Source organism: Legionella gratiana (genome assembly GCF_001467695.1).
Taxonomy (GTDB): Bacteria; Pseudomonadota; Gammaproteobacteria; order Legionellales; family Legionellaceae; genus Legionella; species Legionella gratiana.
This window is the reverse complement of sequence record NZ_LNYE01000004.1, coordinates 62,671-85,761: the sequence shown is the minus strand read 5'-3', so window position 1 is coordinate 85,761 and position 23,091 is coordinate 62,671. Positions and strand designations below refer to the sequence as shown.

Here is a 23,091-nt window from a genome sequence, read left to right as displayed (position 1 = left end):
TGATGATACAATAATTTTTTGGTATACCTAAACTCTTTCCTTTCTGTAGTCCCAGGTTAAAATACTGGGGAAGGAGACTAAAATGACCGAACAAATAATTGATAAAAATAATGAGAGACAATACAACGTGAAAAGCGACACAATAGGTAGCATGGGAATTACCCCCTATCAGGAAGCTGATGGGGAAGAATATATGAATGAAAAGCAGTTAGCACATATTGAAAAAATATTGTTAGCCTGGCGTCAATCATTAATGGAAGAAGTTGATCGTACTGTGACACATATGAAAGACGAAGCTGCCAATTTTCCCGATCCATCAGACAGAGCCAGTCAAGAAGAAGAGTTTAGTATCGAATTACGCACACGTGACCGGGAACGTAAACTCATCAAAAAAATTGAAGATGCATTAGAACGATTGAGAAATGAAGACTTTGGCTATTGTGAAGCATGTGGTATTGAAATTGGGCTCAAGCGTTTGGAAGCAAGACCTACTGCAACTTTATGTATTGACTGCAAAACTTTGTCAGAAATTAAAGAGAAACAAAATCAAGGCTCGTAAAATACATGCTCTTCAGTGAAAGAGATCTAGTCTTATTCTGTTTTTTTAGTTGCTGACGGCTCTGTGCAAAAATGAAGCCGGTTGCAAGCAACTGTCTCTTGAGCACTTCTCTACCGACCCCCGCGACTTATCCGCGGTGTTCCAGTGTTTTAGCGAAATACTCCTGTATTCCGCTGCCAGGCCCCCTGAGAGCTGGTCATATTTTATGACCAGCTCTCAGGGACAAACCACGCAATCTCCGATAGATTATCAACTTATGATTAGATCTGGAAATAATCAGAGATACCTAGATGGCTTAATTAATGATAATTTCCAATTGCTGGAAACTTAGCATTTTGAAGTTGTTTGGCTATATTTGGAAATTAGGGAAGGTTTAATAACCGTGAAGGATATTCGCATGAAAAAAGATAATTTTCGTATCGAACATGATGATTTTGGAGATATAAAAATTCACAACGACGTTTACTGGTTGATCCTATAAAGATGGCCAATCCTCATTATGATGGAAAAGGATTGGATGAATCTGGTTGTTAGAGCTGCTTAATGTGCGCAATAGTCAAGATACGACCCAATCGAATTTTTAGTCGAAACAAAGTAGGAAATCCAAGCGGCATCAGACCATCACCGCTTCAATTTGGTGTAAGTGTCGTACAACCGAACCTTTATTCTTCTCGAAAACAGCAGTAGCATTTTGAATCATCTGTTTTCGAAGCGTGGGATCTGTATGTAACTTAATAATTCCATCAATAACTTCCTTTGCGCTCTGCACTAATAACATGCCCTGAGCTGCCTTTAGCTCATCACAAATGGCTTTAAAGTTATGAATTTGATTGCCACTTAACACGGGAACATTCATCGCAATAGGCTCTAAAACGTTATGCCCACCTACTGGGACAAGACTTCCTCCTACAAAAGCATAATCACTAATTTGGTATAACCCTAAAAGCTCACCCAAACTATCGAGTACAACAATCTCGTTTTCCGGACAAAGGGTTTGCAAATCAGAACGCAACCCTGTTTTAAATCCCGATTGAATACATAATTGATAAACGGCTTGAAAACGCTCGGGGTGACGTGGAGCAATTAATAAGATCACGTCAGGAATTGCTTGTTGCAGTCGTTTTAATTGAGACAAAATCTGAGCCTCTTCATTTTCATGAGTGCTTGCTGCAATAATTGTGACGCGTGCAGCGCCCCAGTATCCTTTTAAATGGCTAAAACGCTGACTCTCTATACTTTTAGTTTGTAAATCAAACTTCATATTCCCCAAAACATGTACTATTTCTTCTCGGGCTCCCAAAGTAATGTATCGTCGTGCATCCTCTTCTCCCTGTGCCAAAATAGCTGCGAATTGATTTAAAATAGGTTTAATGAGATATTTAATTTTTTTATATCCTTGTAACGAATCATCCGATATACGTGCATTAGCAAGAAATAAAGGGATTCGAGCAGTTCGTGCCTGATAAATTAAATTTGGCCATAATTCTGTCTCCATAATCACACCAACTCGAGGTTTAGTGCGTTGATAAAATCGCTTCAATATACCGGGAAGATCATAAGGCAGGTATTGGTGCATTACCTTGTTACCAAAATGAGCCTGTACTCGCTCTGAACCAGTTGGGGTCATCGTCGTCACTAATAAAGACCAATTTTTATCAAGCATGGCATCAATCAAAGGAATAGCAGCAATAACTTCTCCTAGAGAAACCGCGTGCACCCAAACATCAACCGGTTTATACTCATATTTACTGAGTCCAAAACGTTCTGCGATGCGTTTTCGATAAGCGGGTAAGCTTTTCCCTTTCCACCATAATCGTATTAAAATAAAAGGGATAAGCAAATACATTAAAAAAGAGTAAAAAAATCGCATATAAAACCAAACCCAAAAGCGACAGTATATACTTAAAATAGGGTTTAAGGCGATAAATTGACATCATTTTAAAGGATCCTTACTAATGACTTTTCGGGACTTCTTTATAATCACTACCTGGTGGGGAAAAATTATTGGTGCATTTTTTGGCTACCTGATTACCGGACCCACAGGAGCATTATTTGGTCTTTTAATAGGCAATTTTTTTGATAGAGGTTTATCTCAATATTATTCCAACCCACATTGGTATTATTACAGTGAAAAGCGCAAAGTCGTCCAACAGACTTTTTTTGAGGCTACCTTTTCCATTATGGGGCATTTGGCTAAAGCGGATGGTCGCGTCACAGAAAATGAACTAAACATCGCGCGTCAACTCATGGATGAAATGCGTTTAAGTAAGGAACAAAAAACATTAGCAAAGCGCTTGTTTAATGAAGGCAAACAACCCACATTTAACTTAAATGGGATTCTCGAAAAATTAAAAAAGGCCTGCAAAGATAATCGCGACTTACTCAAGTTATTTCTCGATATTCAATATCGAGCAGCTTTAACTAATGGCCTTAGTACAAAAAAAATTCAACTTCTGGATGTTATTTTTTCCAACCTGGATTTTGCACCACTCCACAAACAATATCGCTTTTATGAGGATTTTGGTAATTATTCCTATGAACAACCTAATGATAACGACCAACAATCACAACAACACTCATCATCTGAGTCTTACTCTTCATACAGCAGATATAATTATCAATCCACTAAAACAAATTTGGATTATGCTTATGCACTTCTGGAGATCTCACCTAACGCAAGCAAACAAGAAGTAAAACGTGCCTACAGACGTTTATTGAGCCGAAACCATCCTGATAAATTAATCGCTCAAGGTTTACCCCAAGAAATGATTAAAATGGCCAATGAGAAAACTCAAAAAATTGTAAAAGCATATGAGTTAATTTGCACAAGCAAAGGATGGTAGTTCTAGAGTTATTTTTCTTGTTTACGTTTAAATCCTAATGCTCGTAAGCGTTGATCGATGGTAGGATGGGTTGCAAATGCCGTGTTAAGTGACGTTACAGGATCAATATCTGAAGGGTCAAAAAGATAAGAGGCATGCCTTACTTGTTCATGGGGCGTATTACCGTATTCTTGTGCATAACGTGTCGCATATTGCTTATGATCCACACTTATTTTTAATAAGGCTCGAGCCAAAGGCTCATTATTACGCATTAATTCCACACATCCAGCATCCGCCATATATTCTCGGGTTCGGCTTAAAAATAAAGTTAATAAGACCGTAATTAACGGCACGAGGTAGCGGAGAATCACAATAACCATGAACAATCGATTATCTTCGCGTCGCTCATTATTCCCTCTAAAAAGCACGGAATAAAATAAAATATCAACTGCCATTAAAAGGATGTTACTTAAGACAGCTACGGTTAAAGTTAATCTAATATCAAGATGGCGAATATGGCTCAGTTCATGAGCCATCACTGCTTGTACTTCTGCTCTATCTAATTTTTCCATTAAGCCCCGAGTAATTGCAACCATTGCGGACTTTTCACTGTAACCACTTGCAAAAGCATTCATATAATCAGCTTCAATAATGAATACACGGGGCATGTACTCCAAACCTGCTGCAATTTTCATTTCTTCCACGACGTTATAGAGTTGTTGCTCTTGTAAATTATTGGCCGTTTCTGGGGTAATTTCTCGATACTCAGTGCCCAAGAGCATAATCCGATCATAAAACGCGTAGGTGATGATTAATGAAACAACGGCAAAGCCAACCATCAGAATTGTTCCATAAGGAATAACTTGTAGCCGTATCAATGCGAGAACACTTTGCTCAAGCGTAATATGAGGAAAATAAAGTGCTTGTAATAAAGCAATATCAACAACACAACCAACCGCAAAATAAATTCCAACATAAAATATCATCGTCAACAATGTCTTGCGGTTATTGTGCCGAATTTGCTCGCGCCAATCTACAACTTCACTATCATAATCTTCAAGACTCATATTCTAAACTCAAAATTTTACAGTATAGTCTTCTTTAATCTTAATCTGCTCCTCAGAAAGTCCCCAATAAACAAAATCCTTATCTAAAGCAGAATGAAATATTGAGACTACTATTGATTCAAAAAATGATTTTTTCTTCGCATAATAACGTTCTACACCATCGTTATATGCTTGTTTAGAATAGGCTAATTTGTTTTCGGTATTGACTATTTCCTCTTGCAATTGCATCACGTTTTGACTTGCTTTCAAGTCAGGATATTGCTCAAATACTACATTAAGGCCCGATGCAATTTGTGAGATTTGGTTTTCTGCAGCAATACGTCCTTGTTCATCTCCTGAAGCTTTTGCTACTTGAGCTTGATTACGTAAAGCCACTACATTTTTTAAAGTAGTTTGCTCGTAATCCATGTATTTTTTTACAGCCTCAATCAAAGACTCAAATACTTTAAATCGGCGATCCAGTTGGATATCGATTTGCTTTTTATCATTATTAATCGCTTCAATGAGTTGAATCAAACTATTGTAAATACTAATAGCCCATATCAATAGAAGCACTACTATAATTATAAGAACAATAAAAATACTCATTTTTATTCCTATGCAAAATTTCCTACAATTAAGTTATAGACCGAAAATTATAAAAAAAACAGTGTAATTAAGACGATGAATAAAAGCAAACTAGGGTGGTGCATCCATTTTTTATCTTATTATCTATGTTGGATAGCCTGCTTTTACTTTGCGGCACAAAATGCCGTATATCTTGGACCAATTATTGGCTTTTTGATTATTGCGATACAAATTATCTGGCAATTTATTAATCGATTACCCTACTTAAAGGCGCTTTATTTTGCACTTTTTATTGGTTTAATTGGTTGTATTACTGATGCAATTTGGTTGTACCAAAATTACATTTATTTTAAAGCAAACCCTTTTACTCCTTATTTTACAGCGCCATGGATGGTATGTATTTGGTTAAGCTTTGGCTTAAATTTGATTATTCTTAATGAAAAATTGACGCGCTACTATTTTATTTGGTTTTTCCCTACTCTTTTTTTCATGCCATTTGCTTACAAAATTGGTGCCGCCTGTAATATTGTGATTATCGAACAAAGTTATCCTTTCTATTTTTCTGTAGGAATTACTTGGGCCTTGCTTCTACCTATAAGTTTTTATCTGTATCATAATTTAAAAAAATTCAATCTTATTAAAACGAACGTTAACTGATAACGTGAGTTCGAACATAAAAGGCATAGAAATGCCTTTTATATACTAAACGAATGTTAAAATAGGTTTCAAAAATTGGCCTGTGTAAGAATGCTTACATTCAGCGACTTGCTCTGGGGTTCCAGTTGCTATTATATGCCCCCCTTTACTTCCTCCTTCAGGGCCTAAATCAATAATCCAATCCGCTGTTTTAATCACATCCAAATTATGTTCAATAATAATAATGGTGTTTCCCTGCTCTCTCAAACGAAATAGAACCGCCAATAACTGCTTGGTATCATGAAAGTGTAACCCCGTGGTTGGTTCATCAAGTATGTATAAAGTACTTCCTGTATCACGTTTGGATAATTCACGCGCTAACTTGATGCGCTGAGCCTCTCCTCCAGAAAGAGTCGTTGCACTTTGACCCAATTTGATGTATGACAAGCCTACATCCATCAAAGTTTGGCATTTTCTAGCCAGTACGGGAATGGCCGAAAAAAAATGACTCGCATCTTCAACGGTCATTTCCAAAACTTCATGAATATTTTTTCCTTTATACTGAATGTCCAATGTTTCTCTATTGTAGCGCTTGCCTTTGCATACATCACATGAAACGTAAATATCAGGAAGAAAGTGCATTTCAACTTTAATAAGCCCATCTCCCTGACAAGCTTCACAGCGGCCTCCGCGTACATTAAAGCTAAAACGCCCTGGCTGATAACCACGAGCTCGTGATTCAGGGGTAGCCGCAAACAGCTCTCTGATGTGGGTAAAGATACCCGTGTACGTAGCAGGATTAGAACGAGGAGTTCTGCCAATTGGACTCTGATCAATATCAATCACTTTATCGCATAAATTTAATCCTAAAATCTCTTTAACTGATCCAGGAGTATATAAACTTGCTCTATTTAACAAATTTGCAGCACTAGGATATAAAGTATCATTGATCAAACTGGATTTACCGGAACCAGAAACACCCGTAATACAGGTTACTAAACCTAAAGGAATACTTACATCAATGCCAAGTAAGTTATTACAAACCACTCCTTTTAAATGAATCATTTTTTCTGGATTAACTGCTAATCGAGTTACAGGAATGGCAATCGATTGCTTTCTTGATAAATACTGGCCGGTTAAGGAAGCAGGATTTTGCATCACTTCTTGAGGTGTGCCATATGCAACAATTTCACCGCCATGGACACCCGCCCCTGGACCTATATCCAAAACAAAATCGGCGCTTCGAATAGCATCTTCATCGTGTTCTACAACAATCACTGTATTCCCTAGATTTCTTAAATGCATTAAGGTTTTTAATAACCGATCATTGTCACGTTGGTGTAATCCAATAGATGGCTCATCCAGAATATACATCACCCCAACAAGCCCTGAGCCAATTTGACTGGCTAAACGGATGCGTTGTGCTTCACCGCCTGATAAAGTCTCAGCACTACGAGCTAATGAAAGATAATCTAAACCTACATTAACAAGAAAACCTAATCGCTCAACGATTTCTTTATTAATTTTTGCTGCAATTTCACCTTTATATCCTGTCATATGCAAGTTTTTAAAAAAATCATACGCATGTTCAATTGAATAAGCGGAAATTTCAGGTAAATTTTTATTATCAATAAATACATGCCGTGCTTCAAGACGTAATCTTGCGCCTTGACAGCTCAAACAAGGTCTGGACGATAAGTATTTAGCAAGCTCTTCACGTATCATTCCTGAATCAGATTCGCGATAACGGCGTTGCATATTAGGAATAATACCCTCAAAGGAATGTCGCTTTATCATATAACCACCATTAGGTCTATGATAATGAAATTCAATGATTTCTTGCTCACTACCGTATAAAATAATTTGACGTATTTCTTCAGACAAATCGCAAAACGCAGTATGTGTATCAAACTTATAATGTTGCGCGAGCGATTCCAGCATGGAGTAATAATAAGTGGTTTTTTTATCCCAGCCACGAATCGCACCCTCTGCTAAACTTGCCGTTTGATCATGAACTACTCGTTCTGGATCAAAAAATTGATCCACACCTAATCCATCACACGCAGGGCACGCCCCCACTGGATTATTAAACGAAAAAAGTCTGGGCTCTAATTCACTAAGGCTATAACCACATTCAGAACATGCAAACTTTGAAGAAAATACGAGTTCATCAAACTGATTATCTATTGATACCACAAGAGCAAGACCTTCGGCCAAATTTAAAGCATTTTCAAATGACTCACTTAAACGTTGGGCGATCTCTGGTCTCACTTTAAACCGATCCACCACTACCTCTATGGTATGTTTCGTACGTAAACCCAATTTAGGAGGAGAATCCAATTCATAAAGTTCTCCATCAATACGAGCTCGTACATAACCTTGAGCTTGTAATTGTTGGAACAGTTGAACCTGCTCCCCTTTACGCTCACGTACCACTGGAGCCAAGATCATTACTTTACTATCCATAGGTAAAGCCAAAACCTGATCCACCATCTGGCTAATGGTCTGTGCATGCAAACTTATATGATGGGTAGGGCAACGAGGTTCTCCTACTCGAGCATAAAGTAATCTTAGGTAATCATAAACTTCAGTAATAGTCCCTACTGTAGAGCGAGGGTTATGCGAAGTTGCCTTTTGCTCAATAGAAATTGCGGGTGATAATCCCTCTATTGAATCAACATCAGGTTTCTCCATCATGGCCAAAAATTGTCGGGCATATGCAGATAGAGATTCTACATAGCGACGTTGTCCTTCTGCGTATAAAGTATCAAAAGCTAACGAAGATTTACCCGAACCAGATAGCCCCGTAATTACGATCATTTTATCGCGAGGCAAATCCAAATCGAGATTTTTTAAATTGTGGGTTCTTGCGCCCCGTATAGAGATAAGATGCATAGTCAATAAATGAGTTAAATAGTCTATGGTTTTTTTACTTAAAGAGAGTAAGAATTATAAGATAATAAGATAAAAATGTGGAGTGTGTAGGGCAAATAAACATCTACACCAATAGGTCTAATTTTTAGCTCATTTTTTTGATCCGCAGTTTGAATCTACTTTGTTCCTAATTCACAGGTTATGCTACAATAAAGTAACTTCTTAATAAATCTGGACAAACTGCTTGCTTCTAAGTCCTGCAGCTTGTCTGCAGGATCCAGGGAGTCTCGCACAGAGATTCCTAGCTTCTGAAGACAAACCGCAGAGCGTAGGCTGCGGTTTTGTATGATACAATGAATATATAAACTTAGTAACTTTTAACTTGGACTAAAAAAAGGATTTTAAAATGAAATCTCTTTTACAAAAAACGCTTCTATTCGTAGTACTTTTCACATCCTCACTTAGCGTTTCCGCGCAAACTGATGCCGAAGTATGTCAATGGGTAAAACAAATCATCCTAGATACTTTATCTATTGATTACAATTATAAAACAAGAGATCGCACCGAGTTTCGTAAAAATTATTCGGATAATGCATGGAGCGCGTTGGTTGCTTTTTTGGGAGGATATGTAAAGGTTGTTAAAGAACAACGGCTTACTCTCCACCCTAAATTTGCTAAAGAACCATTTATTGAGAATCAATGGGTTGCTAATGGAGTTCAATATTGGCGTGTAGACTCAGTAGTATTAGTCTCTGAATTAAATGAGATGGTTGCCTTTTCCATGGTAGTCACAAAACCTTTTGATCGTTTCGTCATTCAAAGTGTCGATATGTTAAAAAAGGATAATCCATGAACCTCCTAACTCGTTTTAAATTTTTTCTTTGGAAGTTCGGTCATTTTAAAGTGCCTATGATTGGCTACTTAAAACCTCGCATCATAAAACTTAATCCTACGGAAATAATTATTTGTTTGCCTCTGACTCGACGAAGTCGCAATCATTTGAATTCCATGTATTTTGGTGCTCTTTCAGTAGGCGCTGATCTCGCAGGAGGGTTGCATGGTTTTTATCATGCACACCAAAAACGATGCCAAGTATCTCTTGCTTTTAAATCCTTTCAGGCACAATTTTTACGCCGACCCGAATCAGATGTCTATTTTGTTTGTTCGGAAGGAGCATTAGTAGAAACAATGATCCAAGAATCAAAAATTACAGGAGAAAGAATTACCAAACCGATTCATATTAAAGCCTTCACTGATTACCCTGAGTTTCTTGAAGAAGTTGCTGATTTTATTTTAGAACTCTCAGTGAAAGTCCGTTCTTAAAGTTATCATCTACCCACATCCAGCAGAGCTCTTGCATAACCTATATCTTTTACTTTATTACTGTGTTGCAACCGTTTCTGCGGTGCCCATTTACTCCATGTAAACTCCGCTTCTCGAAACGGTTGCGCCTTCTGCTAAAACAAAATTCACAGGATATACAAGAGATCTAATAGGTGAACCCTCTCCATAGGAGCTTTTTTTAGGATTACTCATTGATTTATCGGTAATTTTAGATGAAAATATTGCCAAACTGAAGTATTCTTAATACTAACTTAAGTATTGTTCTGTAAAATACTCTAGATCTTATCTTTGGGTTATCTGTAATGATTGAAGAATATATAAAATTATTAGAGTCATTTAAACGAAACCAGATATCAAAAGAACTAGAGCGCATTGATACAAAATTATTTGAAATTCTCTACAGTAAACACGTTAGTCCACGTTTGATTCCTTATTTCCCGCGCTATGAGCTCTGTTTCATGGCTGATGAAACAGAATTAGAAGCCGGTAAGCTCTATATTAGAGAAGATGAAGGAAAAATTGTCTATTCAGTAATAGCTCCTAATGGGGAGCAGATTAAAAATGCGGTCTTAGAAAAGCCAGCTGCCCCCTCTCCTTTTAAATATAACCTTGCTTTAATGTCTGACAAGACGAGACCACAAAAAGGATTTTTTTATGTTCGTTTATTAGATGAGGGATTTGAATATACGGTAATTGATCCCAATGGAAAATTGGTAACGGACATCATAAAAAAAGAAGAACTTAAGATGAATCCAAACTCTAAGCTTTCTTTTGAAGACTTAGAGTCCTTGATGCCTGAAATTATCAATATTACTGCAAAAAAGAAACACACTAACCCATTTATATTAAATGCACTCAAGCCAGACATACTTTCAGCTGTTGCAAGAAAAGGCCATATTCAATGGGCTCCGTTTACTAATTACTCTCTCGATCCTGATAACATTTCTCAAATTAAGAAACTCATTAATGCACTATATCATGGGCGCCAAACCTTTTTAGATTTAGAAAATGTTGATGTTCGAAAACAACCCTATACGGATTTGAAATCACTATGGGATAAGACGATTAATTCAGCGTACGAAGCAAGCTTTTTGCTGACTCATTTAGATGTCGATTTAAGAGATATGTTTAATGAGGAATTAGCAGTCCTAGTGCCCTTATTTAGTCAAATCCAAAGTTTTGCAGAAAATCATGTCGAAGAACAAAAAGCGATAGCAAAAGCATTAAAACCTCAACCATTGGCTTACAATGCAGGTAAGATAGCAGGGATTACAGCCGATCAAATGCGCCCACTTGATGGAGATGTAGACTATGATTTTCTGACCCAATTTAGTGCTGTCTTACCCAGTTATATTGATCAATTAACCCAGCACATTCAAAAGTTTTCATCCCAAATTAAAGAATCAGAGCCTAAACTAAACAAAAAAAAGCTGGATGAGTTACAAAATGCTGCACTGCACTTATTGAATGATTTAGAGAATTTAAAAGGCGGTAGTGTTTTTGTTTCACTTAAGTTCTTAAATTACATTCATATTATTCGCAATATTATCACCTTATCCATGAGCTCTTTGGAGCAAATGGGAGAACTTAGTGATTCATCCCAAGATTTAGTTCGGGATAAATTAGCCTATTTAAAATATAACCTAATACCAACTCTATTTGGCTTGGTGGACAAAATTGAAGACCATGCCATGTTAAAACCGGGAACTTTATCTGTTCCCTTAATGGAAAAAATAAAAGTACTCTATGAGGCCATACTTTATTTACCTAAAAAAGCAGTAGACTTTAAAGAAAAAGGAGCAGAACTGCTTGAGATTGAAGATTCGCGTTTTATCGAATCAAGATTGGAAATGTCTTATAAACGAATTGATAAAGCCAATAAAGCATTGTACAAAATCCAAAAAGCTCGGGAAGCTTGTGCTCAATTTTTCGCACTATTAAATGATCCTAGTTATAAAGACTTTCGTATGTATCAGTTTCCTGAGGAGGTAAAGGAAGAGCTGATAAGAAATTATAAACTCATTAGTCCTTATATGTCTCAATTGGACATTGATTTAAATGCTTTACTTATTGAAAAGCTCGGTTCAGAAAAAGAAGACTGGAACTCTTATCTAAAAAAACCCTGGCGTTGGATTCGTGGACAAATTCCTGCAGACCATATTAGCTTTGTTTTAGCAAAACAAAAGGCTATGGAAGATTTAATTACAAAAGCGGAAAACAGCCAGATTTTTCATATTAATTTAAACAAAGATCTCATTGAGTCAATCCACAAAAACACCAAGTTATTTCTATTTCCTTACAGTGAAAAAGAAAGTGTATATACTCTTGATGAGTCCAGACCCCTACAAATTGAAAAAGACAGCAATAAGAAATTTAAGCTTACGAAAACCGAATTTCAACGCATACAAAATGCCTATATTCGTTTTGCCTACATAATAAAAAGACAAATAGCAGCATATCCTGATTTAGAGAACAACTTAGCTTTAAACAAACTTGATAGTAAATTACAAACAGAATGCCAAAATTTATACACGATTTTTCAACCTTATCTGAGTTCTTTTGCCTCACCTCAATATCAAGATTCTGCTAAAAGCTTAGAACAATATTTAACTGCTGTTTTCTCCAAGAAAAATATAAAATCGCCAACTACGAAGCTTTTTATAAATCTTGATAAAAATATCCACGATTTTTTTGATCAAATCAATTATGAATGGTCTGACAAAACTGAACTTCAAAAAGTTCAAGCTGCGTATGCTCGTTTTTCGCAGCTTATAAAAAAACAAATCGAAGTGAAGCCAGAGATTTACGGCAGCAGCTTACTTCTCACTAATCTTGATGAAGACGTAAAAAATGAGTGCCAAAATCTGTATCAAATTTTTAAACCCTATTTCAAATTGATGGTATCACCTAATCTAAAAGATTCTACTCAAAGTTTTGAGCAATACTTAGTAGACTTATTTGCAAATAAGCCCTTGGATATATTAGATGCTCCCTCTACTTCTTTATTTTTGAAATTGGATAAAGACGTTCTAGAGTACTTTAATAAGTGGAAAAATAAAAAAGATAAAGAGTTTTTTACAAAATGGAAAGATAAAAGCGACGCTTATTATGACTTTTCGAAAAAAAGCTTTCTTTCCGAAGATGAATCAAAAAACTTAAAGAGCAAACGTGAACAAGATGCAAAACTTCACTTTAAGACAGAAGAAAGTAATAAAATACTTCAAAATCCGGAACAGTTAAGTGCTGATCAAGCTCTTGACATGTGGCAGTGGTATCGAAATAAACATAATAAATTTTTAGTTGTTCGTAATGCATACTCTCAATTTATGGGGCTTATAACGCCTCAAATGAGAGGAAATAAATTACTTCTTAATGATCTAGCTCCAGAAGTAAAAGAACAATGCCGCAATCTCTATAGTATTTTTCAACCTTACCTCATTGGCGCTGTTCCGGCAGAAAGAAAAGAAGATGCGTTAAAGTTTGATAAATATTTTGTTGCTTTATTATCAAATAGAAAAATTAACAGCAACGATAAGCCATCGACACAAACATTCAAAGACTTAAACCGTCATTTTCAAGACTTTTTTAGAACAACCCATCGAAATTGGCAAAGCAGATCCCAAACTTATTATGATTTGGCTCAAGAAAAATTTGTTCTTGAAAATGATTCCCATGAGCTTCCAAACTCAAAAACAAACAAAAGAGCTCATTATGTCATTCAACACACCAATTATTCCGAAGCCATCCATAAATTTAGAGAATCCTTATTTGAAGTCACCAAACTGTTTAATAAAGCAATGCGTGCTGAGTTAACACCGCAATTAGAATCCTATTTCTCTGAAACCACAAAAAAATTGTTAAACAATGTAATGCGTGCTGAATTACTTGCCCAAGGGAAAGTACCATTCCCCGAAATGGAGGATGATAACAGTAGATTAGCACAAAGCCGACAACTCTGTGCTTTAAAAGATATATTCAATAGTTTGTTTCATCTGGAAGGAATCGTTTTAGAGCTAGAAAATTTAAATAATAAAGATGCAAAAAGTCTTTATGTCTCTCATTTATTAAAAGCTTACGGACATGTTAATGAAATCATAAAGTTAAGTCAGCGATTGGTTGCAGATCCTCACTTAGGATTCATCGCACGCGAATTGCAGGATAAAGCTCAAGCTCTTTATGCAACCTTCCAAGAACAATCAGATGCCTACCAAGTTGCTCCAGAGCAAGTTTCTTATGGCTCACCTCATGTAAAAAACAATGCACTTTGGTATGTGCTTAATGCCTTTTATATAGGCCCTAAACATATTCGAGCATTAAAAAATACGAATTACCTCACTACAGAGGAGCTTAACGATTTACATATTCATGCTAAAAAAGCCACATTATATATTGAAAGCATAATCAATAGTTCTGACTCTTATTTCAAATTGTTTCTGCAAACACCAAACATGATCTATTTGTATCAAGAGCTTACCCAAAAACTCAATGAATTTACAACAACTTCTCATGATGCAGTGCTTAACAATTTAGGCCAAATGCGTTCTACACTATTTACACCAATGCTTCTTGAAGCAGATCGCTGGGAAACACGATTAGGGCTAGAGCCTGGATTATTATCCGATCCGTTAAGAAAAATAACGGATGAATTTTTTAAAGGACTACTGCATCCGCTTGATTTGCATTCTCAAACACATATTTCATTAGTTTGTGATAAAGAACCTTTAATAAAAAGAACAAACCTCATTAACAATCAAATTAGAGATGCAAAAAAATACTTAAAAAAATTAGAGAAAGAATATAAGGACATTGAAAATTTATATCACTGCTACGAGGTCTATAATGACCCTGAAAGTATGATTCCTTCACCAGAAGAATTAAAGAGAGATGAAGAGAAATTACGCGAAGCTTATCAAAAAGCACTTCCTAAGCTTGCGAAACTAAAGCTCGATAAAAAAATTAACATTGAGCCAAGCCCATATCCAGAAGATCATAAACTTGATGATCTTTGTAATGCTGGACTTAAAACTTATGATTCCAATTTTACTGAAATTGAAGCCTTAATTAAAGCAAGCCATCATTACTATTTGGGTTTAAAAGCAACTCATCAAATGAGACTGGCAACAGCAGAAGAAAAATTAATACATCTTACCGATTTAACAAAGATCCAACCAATAGAACATATTAAGTTTGTTGAGCAATATACTACCGAGGCTTTTGATAAATATTTTGCAAGCTTCTGCAATCGCCACATTGGCCTACAATATACGGATAAAGAATATCAGACTAAGTTAGAAAAATACGTGCTGAATTTCAGAGATAACATCATCGCTGAATCAAAAACAGCAGCCGATATTAATTTGAACATACAAAAACGATTAAAAGAAAAAATTAGCCTTTTTGAGAAAAGATATTATGCTGAATACTATCATCTCGATTCAGTCCGAGTTGCTTTGGCGCAATTTAAAAATTATTTTAGTTATTCTACAGTACAAATACAAAATAATAACTCTTTGTTTGAAAGTGAAAAAACATTAAACAACAAAAGTAAGCGGATTAAGGAACTTGAGGCAATTGCTGAAAATCCCCATTTAGAGGTAAAAGAACGTTTGGAGCTGATTAAAAGTAAAGTTAAAGATCCTAACTTTGAACGCATTATTCTTAAGCATAGGCAAACAAATACATTTAGTTTCAACTTCTTAAAAATATGTTTCTTATCGTTGTTAGAAGCATTGCATTTATATACTCCGACTCGCAAAAAGCTTTTGGATGGTGTCACGAATGCAGTACATAATCCTCCTGAAATTAGCGAACTGACAAAGCGTTTTGGTTTATTTGCTTCTGCACCTACAGAAGGTATCGCAAAAAGATATGAGGCACCTATCCTTATTACCGCTCCTACGGCCTAAATTGATCTATTAATGGTGTAGGATCCATCCTTGTTGGGCTGCATCTTCTACACATCTTGTCTATCGCAAATAAAACAGGATCCAATTATTTTTTTTGCAGAAGGAGACGGTATTGAGAGCATCGTCACCCTCTGCGTAAGCAGGGGGTCTCGTAAGCGTATGACTGCAAGGTGAAGTTTAGAGCAAAGCTTTGTTACTTTTAGACCTTCCGCTTTTGCGGAAGGCGACAGTATTGAGAAGTTCGTCACCCTCTGCGCAAACAGCTGTCTCTTGATGAGATAGGATCAAGAGACAGCCTTGTTGGGCTGCACCTTGTTTAGCCCACTACATATTACCCCAAAGACTCTTCGTCCTCTAAAGACTCAAGAGCTGTTTTTTTCGCATGATCTGCTGCTAATAATAAATACATAGAGGGTACAACAAAAAGAGTAAATAATGTTCCAATCGAAATTCCCATTGCAATGACTAAGCCAATATTATAGCGACTCTCAGCACCAGCACCGGTAGCAAAAATTAAGGGAATCACCCCCAATACCATTGCTGCTGTAGTCATTAAGATAGGGCGCAACCTTATGGCAGCAGCAGCTCTAATCGCCTCTAACTTTTTTTGACCTTTGGCTTGTAATTCATTAGCAAATTGCACGATTAAAATACCGTGCTTACTAATCAATCCAATTAGTGTAACAAGACCCACTTCACTGTAAATATTCAGTGTGGCCTGCCCCACACCTAAACTTACAAAAATCATTGCCCCACAAATGGACATAGGCACACTAATTAAAACAATCAGGGGATCACGGAAACTTTCAAATAAAGCTGCTAATGACAAAAAGATAATAATTAAAGCAAAGAAAAAAGTGATAATTAGGCTTGAGCCTTCTTGAATAAACTGTCGTGATTGAGCCCCATAATCAATATAATAGCCTTGAGGCAACGTTTGTTTGGCAATATTCGCCAAGGTACCAAGCGCTTGTCCCATAGTCACCCCAGGAAATGCAACTGCGGAAATTGTTGCTGAATTAAGTTGCTGAAAATGGTTTAACGATTCAGGAACAATCTGTCGTTGTAAGCGGGCAACAGTAGCAAGAGGAATAGATGCTCCGGATGCAGTCTTTATGTAGTAATCCAATAGTTGCTCTGGATTTAAACGAGTATCTCTCTTAACCTGAGGGATGACTTGGTAAGAACGACCGGCGTAATTAAAATAGTTAATATATCCTTCGCTCAAAGCAGAACCAAATAAATTGCCGATATCTTGCATGGTTAAACCAAACTCAGCGATTTTATCGCGATCTAACTGGACCTTTGTTTGAATTTTATCGATTTTGAGATCAGGATCAATGTATGCAAAAAATCCCGAACTATACGCTTTATCTAAAATATTTTGTAAAACCACATTCAGATTATCAAATGACTCTGTCGTTGTAATAACAAATTGAATAGGAAGCCCACTACCTCCTCCTGGCAATGAGGGCAACTGGAAAGCTGCTACTTTAGCGCCAGCAATTTGATTAAGCTCCTTTTGAATTAAAGGTTGAAGCTGATTTGTTGTTCGTTGCCGTTGGCCCCAAGGCTTTAAAGCCATGCCAATAATAGAGGTATTTAATCCTTGCTGCCCATCAACTTGAAAAATATGATCAGCTTCTGGATATTTTTTATAAATTTCCCTCACTTGATTTGCATAGAGTTGTGTTTGTGCTAATGACGCATTTGCAGGTGCAGTAACTTGGGAAATAATCACCCCAAGATCTTCTTGTGGTGCAAGCTCTGAATCCGAAGTGATAAAAAGAAAATAATTACTCACGAGAATGATCACCGCAAAAACAATAACAACCGGCAGATGATTTAAAGTAGAAGTGAGCACTCGTTCATAAGCATACTCCAGTTTTTTAAATAAATTATCAATATAGGTCATAAAATGACCTTTAGACTCCCCCTCTCCAAACTTAAGTAATTTGGAACACATCATTGGCGATAAGGTTAATGCGATGACAGCTGAGACAGTTACAGCACCTACAAGAGAAAAAGCAAATTCTGTAAATAAAGCACCTGTTAACCCCCCCATGAAACCAATAGGTAAATAAACTGCAATTAAAACAACAGTAATAGCAATAATAGGATTTGCCAATTCGCGCGCACCTAACAAAGCTGCTTTTAATCGGGTTTGCCCCTCTTCTATATGTCGTTGTACGTTTTCTACAACAATAATAGCATCATCAACTACTAAACCGATTGCTAACACTAAAGCCAATAAGGTGAGTAGATTGATTGAATACCCCAAAATCAACATCACCCAAAATGCACCAATAAGCGATAAAGGAATAGCAACAAGTGGAATAAAAACAGAACGAATGGAACCAAGAAATATAAAAATAACTACGGTAACAATAAGAAATGCTTCCAATAGAGAAAGAACTACTTCATGAATCGAGGAGTGGACAAATAAACTCGCATCATAAACAATTTTTCCTTTTAGACCTTGTGGTAATTGTGCCTGAATTGTAGGAAATACTTTTTTAATGTCATCAATTACCGTCAAAAGGTTAGCTGAAGGGGCTACTATAATGCCTATATAAACTGCTTTTCGCCCATCAAAGCTCACTGAAGTATTATAATTTTGCGCCCCTAGATCAACAGTAGCCACATCCTCTAAATGGATTATGGCTCCATTTTGCGCTTTAATAACCATTTTCTTAAATTGATTCACATCCGTAAGATTAGTACTAGCAGTTAAATTTTGTACAAACATTTGACCATCAGTGCGCCCTACCGCGGAAATGAAATCGTTATTCGCTAATACAGCACCAATTTCTGCAGCAGAAATTCCGTAACCCGCTAATTTCACAGGATCCAACCAAGCGCGTAAAGCAAAGGTCTGATTTCCCAAAATTTCAGCATTCTGTACACCACTAATTGCTTGAAGTTTGGGTTGAACTACGCGAATTATATAATCGGTAACCTTATTAATGGGTAATTCATCGCTATAAAAACCAATATACATAGAATGAATTGTTTGCCCTACAGAAACGGTAATTACGGGTTGTTGTGAGTTTTGAGGTAACTGATTTAATACCGCATTCACTTTGGTCGTAATATCGGACAAAGCTTTTAAAGGATCATAATTCAGCAGAAGATTAACAGTAATCGTACTTGTGCTGGAAGCGCTAATGGAAGTCATATAATCAATGCCATTAGCTTGAGCGATGGAATTTTCAAGTGGGGTTGTAATAAATCCGGCAATGACATCGGGATCGGCACCAGTGTAAGTCGTAGTAACTGTTACAATAGCATTTTGTGTGAATGGATACTGCATGACAGGCAAAGAGCTAATCGAGCGTAAACCCATTGCTAAAATCATTAAACTAATTACTGTAGCGAGTACTGGTCTTTTTACAAAAATATCCGTAAACCGCATTATGACAATCCTTAGATTTATTTCTCAATAACAGCTGGTGATGCCTCATTGCTGGGTTGTATTTGATTATTGATCACGACCTGGCTACCATTTTTGAGCTTCAATTGACCACTCGTCACTACAACATCCCCCTCGTGTAAGCCCTTTAACACGGCAATTTGATCACCACGTGTATCACCAATAGTGACAAAAACTTGTTTCACAACAAGAACCGGTTGATTTTTATTATCTTTTTTTCCACTGTCTTTAACCAAGTAAACAATATCTCCATAAGGATTAAACGTAATTGCTGATTGCGGTACAGTAAGATAACTTTGCTTGTTTCCTACATCCACCTCGACTTGGGTAAACATCCCTGGTTTCAACTTAAGATCGGGATTAGGAAGGGTAGCTTCAACCTCTACATTACGAGTCGAATTATCTACATTAGGCTCAATTGTAGTAATTTTCCCTTGAAAAACTTGCTTTGGAAAAGTATCGGTAACAATCCTAACTGTCTGTCCTAACTTGAGCTGAGCCAATGTTTGTTGTGGTAAAAAGAAATCGGCGTAAAGAATGTCTAAAGCCTGTAAACTGACTACGGTATCACCTACATTAAGATATTGTCCTGGGTTAACATTTCTAACACCCAGCTGCCCTGAAAAAGGGGCGCGGATGGTTTTCTTTGCTACGGTCGCAGCTTGCTCTTCAACTTGAGCCTGCAAATTTCGAAGATTCCACTCATCTGTATCGAGCGTTTGTTTACTCACTGCACGCACAGCATATTGAGCTTTATCACGTTTGTAAGTAATTTTTGCTAATTCAACTTGTGCCTGCAGTGAATGCAGTAATCCCAACTCTGTACCCGCATTTAATTGCACTAGAACAGAACCTTTTTGAACAGCTGAACCAGGTGTAAAATAGATTTTTTGCACCATACCAGCAAGCTCAGTCGTCACATTCACACCAAGAACAGCACGCATACTGCCTACTGCTTTTAGAGTGGGTTGCCATAAAGAAGTTTCAACCTTCATTGTCGAAACAGTAACTGCTGGTGCCTGAGATTGAGAAAGATATTTTTTTAGCATATAACCGCTAAAGGCTTTCCAACCGAAAACAAGACAAAAAAGAATACCTACAGCAATTAGCATAATGATCATTTGTTTTTTTAAGAAAATCTCTTTCATCATAGACACTCTTTGACACACCAGGGTTTATGCCACCAGCCTCCACCCAAAGCTTGGAATAACGCCGCCGTATCGTTATAACGTGTAGCTTGCGCTTGGATACGACTAATACGCGTCTGTTGGTATTGCTGTTGTGCGTTTAATAAATTGATATAACTGACTGCACCTAAACGATATTGTTTGAGTGTCAAATTAAGAGAAGCTCGTGCTGCGTCTTCAGCTCTTATTTGAGCTTGTAATGTACGGGCATCTAATTCTAACCCTCTTAAAACATCAGCCACACTCTGAAAAGCCTGCAACACGATCTGTCGATATTGCGCTGCTGTTTGTTGATAAGCAGCAATTGCAGCACGTCGTTGTGCGAGCAAGGCGCCTCCACGAAATAAAGGTTGCAGCACCATACCTGTTGCCGACCATGTATTATTTCGTGCTGTATAAAGATTGGCAAAAGAAGTATTAAGCCATCCTTCATTAGCACTAATAGTAAATTGTGGAAATAAATTGGCTGTAGCAACACCTACTTGCGCGCATGCTGCGTGCAATAATGCTTCAGAAGCACGTACATCGGGACGTTGACGAACAAGATTTGAAGGCAAACTCACAGGTAATTCTGTAGGTAACTTTAAACGGTCTAAACGAATAGTTGGTAAGGGAGCATCTGGAAATGTACCTACTAAAGTAGATAATGCATGTTTTGCCTGAGATAAACTTTTTTGTAATGGAGGTAAAGTCGCTTTTGATTGCTCCAGTAAGGTTTGTTGTGTAAGCACATTTTCTTTCGAAACACCACCTAAGCGATATTGTTTGTTTAAGAGGTTTAGAATTCCCTGTTCTGCCTGAATCAATTCAAGTGTTGCTTCAATTTGTGCCTGATAAGAAGCAACAGCTGTAGCAGTAGTCACTATATTAGAGGTTAACGTTAGATAAGCAGCGATGACTTCAAATTGTTGATAATCAACCTGTGCTCGCAATGACTCGATTTGTCGTCGAGCACCACCAAAAACATCCAAGGTATAGGATAAATTAAACGAAGTATAAAAAAGATTAAAGGTAACACTCTCCGCTGGCTGACCTATTTGCACCCCTGAATAACGCTGTCTCTGCACCGAATCAGTAACATCTATTGCAGGCCACATTGAATTACCGATTTGCTCTTTTAAATTTTCTTGGGCCTGGCGTAACGCAGCAGAAGCGGCTGCTAAAGTGGGACTGTTGGCCAAGCCTGTATGTATTAATTGATTGATTTCAGGAGAACGATAAAGCTCCCACCATAAAAGAGGAATGTCTTTGTTGGTAATAAATACTTGCTCTTGGCCTCCTGGCCCAGCAGTTTTTACCGTTTTCTTAGGTAGTGGTGTTTCGGTATAGCGTTTGACCTTTGGTGGTGCAGGAGAGTGAAAGTTTGGACCAACCATACAAGAAGTATGAAGAAAGGTGCTGAACAATATGCCACTTAACATTCTTGTACGAAGTCTTGAACCGAACACTAATTACAATCCCTTGCCAATAATGTAAAATTAGTGACTAATTTAACATGAATTAGAAGGAGTTGACAGTTTCAGAGTTTGTTTTGCGGATCTTACTCATCCATTAAATTGAAGCGAAACAATTATTGAGCAAATAGCAATCATGAAGTATAATATTGAATCATTTAAAGGCTGAACAAGATACAGTCCTTTTCTCCTCAAATTTAAGGCAAAAGCTACCTAATTTAAATGGCTTTTAATTTTAACAATTAAGGACCAAATATGCCTGCTGTAAAAATTACTGGAATGGGGCGTTATTTACCTAGAAACAAAGTTTTTTCCACAGAATTAGATACAAAACTCAATTTACCCAAAGGAAGTGTGCAAAAAAAGTCGGGGCTCATTTCACGTCATTTTGTTTCACCCGATGAAACAACCTCCTACATGGGAGCGCAAGCTGCTCTCTGTGCGCTACAACAAGCACATATTAAATTAGCCAATATTGATGCCATCATCAGTGCCTGTGGTGTAGGAGAGCAAGCCATTCCGTGTACTTCGGTATTAATCCAAAAGCAATTAGGATTGGAACAATCGGGAATTGCTTGTTTTGATGTAAACAGTACTTGTTTAAGTTTCGTGAGTGCCTTAGATATTGCTTCTTATTTAATTGAAGGAGGTCGATTTAACCGTATTCTTATTGTTTCCAGTGATATTGCTTCCGCTGGACTCAATTGGCAAGATATGGAAACCTGTACCATTTTAGGTGATGGAGCAGCTGCATGTGTGCTTGAAAAAAGTGACGGTTGTAGTCGCATTTTATCGGCACATCACGAAACACATAGTGTTGGTTCTACATTCTGTCAAATAGAAGCAGGAGGAACTCGCTTGCCAGCAAAAGACCCTCTTAAAAACAGAGAGCAGGGTTTATTTCATATGGAAGGAAAAAGAGTATTCAAATTAGCATCTAAACTGCTAGATAGCCTCTTAAACAATTTATTAAATAAAGCCCAATTAAGAATGCAGGATATTGATTGGTTTATTCCACATCAAGCAAGTTTGCTTGCAATGCATCACATCCAAAAAAGATTAGATATTCCTCCTGAAAAATTTGTTTCCATTTACCCATATCATGGGAATCAAATTGCAGCGTCTATCCCTACAGCCTTATCTACTCTTATCGATACAAATCGATTGCAACGCGGACAATTGGTGCTGTTATTGGGTACTGGTGCCGGTATAGCAGCTGGTGGAATGATTTTGGAGTACTAA

The 23,091-nt window shown here is 37.1% G+C and carries 14 protein-coding genes; 7 read left to right on the top strand and 7 right to left on the bottom strand.

Features of this window, described 5'->3' with window-relative positions; genetic code table 11:
* Positions 1-82 precede the first annotated feature (82 nt).
* Complete coding sequence (gene dksA, locus Lgra_RS02205) at positions 83-559, top strand: RNA polymerase-binding protein DksA (protein ID WP_058497649.1); 477 nt, start codon at positions 83-85, stop codon at positions 557-559.
* A 613-nt stretch (positions 560-1,172) separates the two neighbouring features.
* On the opposite strand, the gene waaA is transcribed toward dksA, so the two are convergent.
* A complete protein-coding gene (gene waaA, locus Lgra_RS02200) occupies positions 1,173-2,429 on the bottom strand; it encodes a lipid IV(A) 3-deoxy-D-manno-octulosonic acid transferase (protein WP_058497648.1) in 1,257 nt (418 codons plus the stop codon).
* Positions 2,430-2,514: 85 nt separating this feature from the next.
* On the opposite strand from waaA, the gene djlA reads away from it, so the two are divergent.
* The gene (djlA, locus tag Lgra_RS02195; protein WP_058497647.1) at positions 2,515-3,402 is read left to right on the top strand and encodes a co-chaperone DjlA; all 888 of its coding nucleotides are present in this window, start codon (positions 2,515-2,517) and stop codon (positions 3,400-3,402) included.
* Positions 3,403-3,410: 8 nt separating this feature from the next.
* On the opposite strand, the gene htpX is transcribed toward djlA, so the two are convergent.
* The gene (gene htpX, locus Lgra_RS02190) at positions 3,411-4,448 is read right to left on the bottom strand and encodes a zinc metalloprotease HtpX (protein ID WP_058497646.1); all 1,038 of its coding nucleotides are present in this window, start codon (positions 4,446-4,448) and stop codon (positions 3,411-3,413) included.
* A gap of 9 nt (positions 4,449-4,457) precedes the next feature.
* On the bottom strand, positions 4,458-5,036 hold the full coding sequence (locus tag Lgra_RS02185; protein ID WP_058497645.1) for a LemA family protein: 579 nt from the start codon (positions 5,034-5,036) through the stop codon (positions 4,458-4,460).
* A 75-nt stretch (positions 5,037-5,111) separates the two neighbouring features.
* Here Lgra_RS02185 and Lgra_RS02180 point away from each other — a divergent pair, with 75 nt between their 5' ends.
* The gene (locus tag Lgra_RS02180; protein ID WP_058497644.1) at positions 5,112-5,672 is read left to right on the top strand and encodes a DUF2878 family protein; all 561 of its coding nucleotides are present in this window, start codon (positions 5,112-5,114) and stop codon (positions 5,670-5,672) included.
* A 45-nt stretch (positions 5,673-5,717) separates the two neighbouring features.
* On the opposite strand, the gene uvrA is transcribed toward Lgra_RS02180, so the two are convergent.
* Entirely contained in the window at positions 5,718-8,546 is a 2,829-nt protein-coding gene (gene uvrA / locus Lgra_RS02175) for an excinuclease ABC subunit UvrA (RefSeq protein ID WP_058497643.1), read from the bottom strand.
* 385 nt (positions 8,547-8,931) lie between these two features.
* Between uvrA and Lgra_RS02170 the strand changes: the two genes are divergently transcribed.
* From Lgra_RS02170 to Lgra_RS02160, 3 genes are all read left to right on the top strand, one after another.
* A complete protein-coding gene (locus Lgra_RS02170) occupies positions 8,932-9,378 on the top strand; it encodes a DotI/IcmL/TraM family protein (RefSeq protein WP_058497642.1) in 447 nt (148 codons plus the stop codon).
* A complete protein-coding gene (locus Lgra_RS02165; RefSeq protein WP_058497641.1) occupies positions 9,375-9,848 on the top strand; it encodes a PaaI family thioesterase in 474 nt (157 codons plus the stop codon). Before Lgra_RS02170 ends, Lgra_RS02165 begins: the two co-directional genes overlap by 4 nt.
* A gap of 323 nt (positions 9,849-10,171) precedes the next feature.
* Positions 10,172-15,775, top strand: a complete 5,604-nt coding sequence (locus tag Lgra_RS02160; RefSeq protein ID WP_058497640.1) for a hypothetical protein — start codon at positions 10,172-10,174, stop codon at positions 15,773-15,775.
* A gap of 331 nt (positions 15,776-16,106) precedes the next feature.
* Here the strand turns inward: Lgra_RS02160 and Lgra_RS02155 are convergent, their stop codons facing one another.
* Genes Lgra_RS02155 through Lgra_RS02145 form a run of 3 tightly spaced genes read right to left on the bottom strand, consistent with a single transcriptional unit; the run spans position 16,107 to position 21,843 of the window.
* Positions 16,107-19,190, bottom strand: a complete 3,084-nt coding sequence (locus Lgra_RS02155) for an efflux RND transporter permease subunit (protein ID WP_058497639.1) — start codon at positions 19,188-19,190, stop codon at positions 16,107-16,109.
* 17 nt (positions 19,191-19,207) lie between these two features.
* Entirely contained in the window at positions 19,208-20,356 is a 1,149-nt protein-coding gene (locus Lgra_RS02150) for an efflux RND transporter periplasmic adaptor subunit (RefSeq protein ID WP_058497664.1), read from the bottom strand.
* A complete protein-coding gene (locus Lgra_RS02145; protein WP_238584329.1) occupies positions 20,356-21,843 on the bottom strand; it encodes an efflux transporter outer membrane subunit in 1,488 nt (495 codons plus the stop codon). The genes Lgra_RS02150 and Lgra_RS02145 overlap by 1 nt, the downstream gene beginning before the upstream one ends.
* A gap of 261 nt (positions 21,844-22,104) precedes the next feature.
* Here Lgra_RS02145 and Lgra_RS02140 point away from each other — a divergent pair, with 261 nt between their 5' ends.
* Entirely contained in the window at positions 22,105-23,091 is a 987-nt protein-coding gene (locus tag Lgra_RS02140; RefSeq protein WP_058497637.1) for a beta-ketoacyl-ACP synthase III, read from the top strand.

Coding starts and splice junctions, on each gene's coding strand:
- dksA (WP_058497649.1), top strand. CDS start 83: ATGACCGAACAAATAATTGATAAAAATAATGAGAGACAATACAACGTG.
- waaA (WP_058497648.1), bottom strand. CDS start 2,429: ATGCGATTTTTTTACTCTTTTTTAATGTATTTGCTTATCCCTTTTATT.
- djlA (WP_058497647.1), top strand. CDS start 2,515: ATGACTTTTCGGGACTTCTTTATAATCACTACCTGGTGGGGAAAAATT.
- htpX (WP_058497646.1), bottom strand. CDS start 4,448: ATGAGTCTTGAAGATTATGATAGTGAAGTTGTAGATTGGCGCGAGCAA.
- Lgra_RS02185 (WP_058497645.1), bottom strand. CDS start 5,036: ATGAGTATTTTTATTGTTCTTATAATTATAGTAGTGCTTCTATTGATA.
- Lgra_RS02180 (WP_058497644.1), top strand. CDS start 5,112: ATGAATAAAAGCAAACTAGGGTGGTGCATCCATTTTTTATCTTATTAT.
- uvrA (WP_058497643.1), bottom strand. CDS start 8,546: ATGCATCTTATCTCTATACGGGGCGCAAGAACCCACAATTTAAAAAAT.
- Lgra_RS02170 (WP_058497642.1), top strand. CDS start 8,932: ATGAAATCTCTTTTACAAAAAACGCTTCTATTCGTAGTACTTTTCACA.
- Lgra_RS02165 (WP_058497641.1), top strand. CDS start 9,375: ATGAACCTCCTAACTCGTTTTAAATTTTTTCTTTGGAAGTTCGGTCAT.
- Lgra_RS02160 (WP_058497640.1), top strand. CDS start 10,172: ATGATTGAAGAATATATAAAATTATTAGAGTCATTTAAACGAAACCAG.
- Lgra_RS02155 (WP_058497639.1), bottom strand. CDS start 19,190: ATGCGGTTTACGGATATTTTTGTAAAAAGACCAGTACTCGCTACAGTA.
- Lgra_RS02150 (WP_058497664.1), bottom strand. CDS start 20,356: ATGAAAGAGATTTTCTTAAAAAAACAAATGATCATTATGCTAATTGCT.
- Lgra_RS02140 (WP_058497637.1), top strand. CDS start 22,105: ATGCCTGCTGTAAAAATTACTGGAATGGGGCGTTATTTACCTAGAAAC.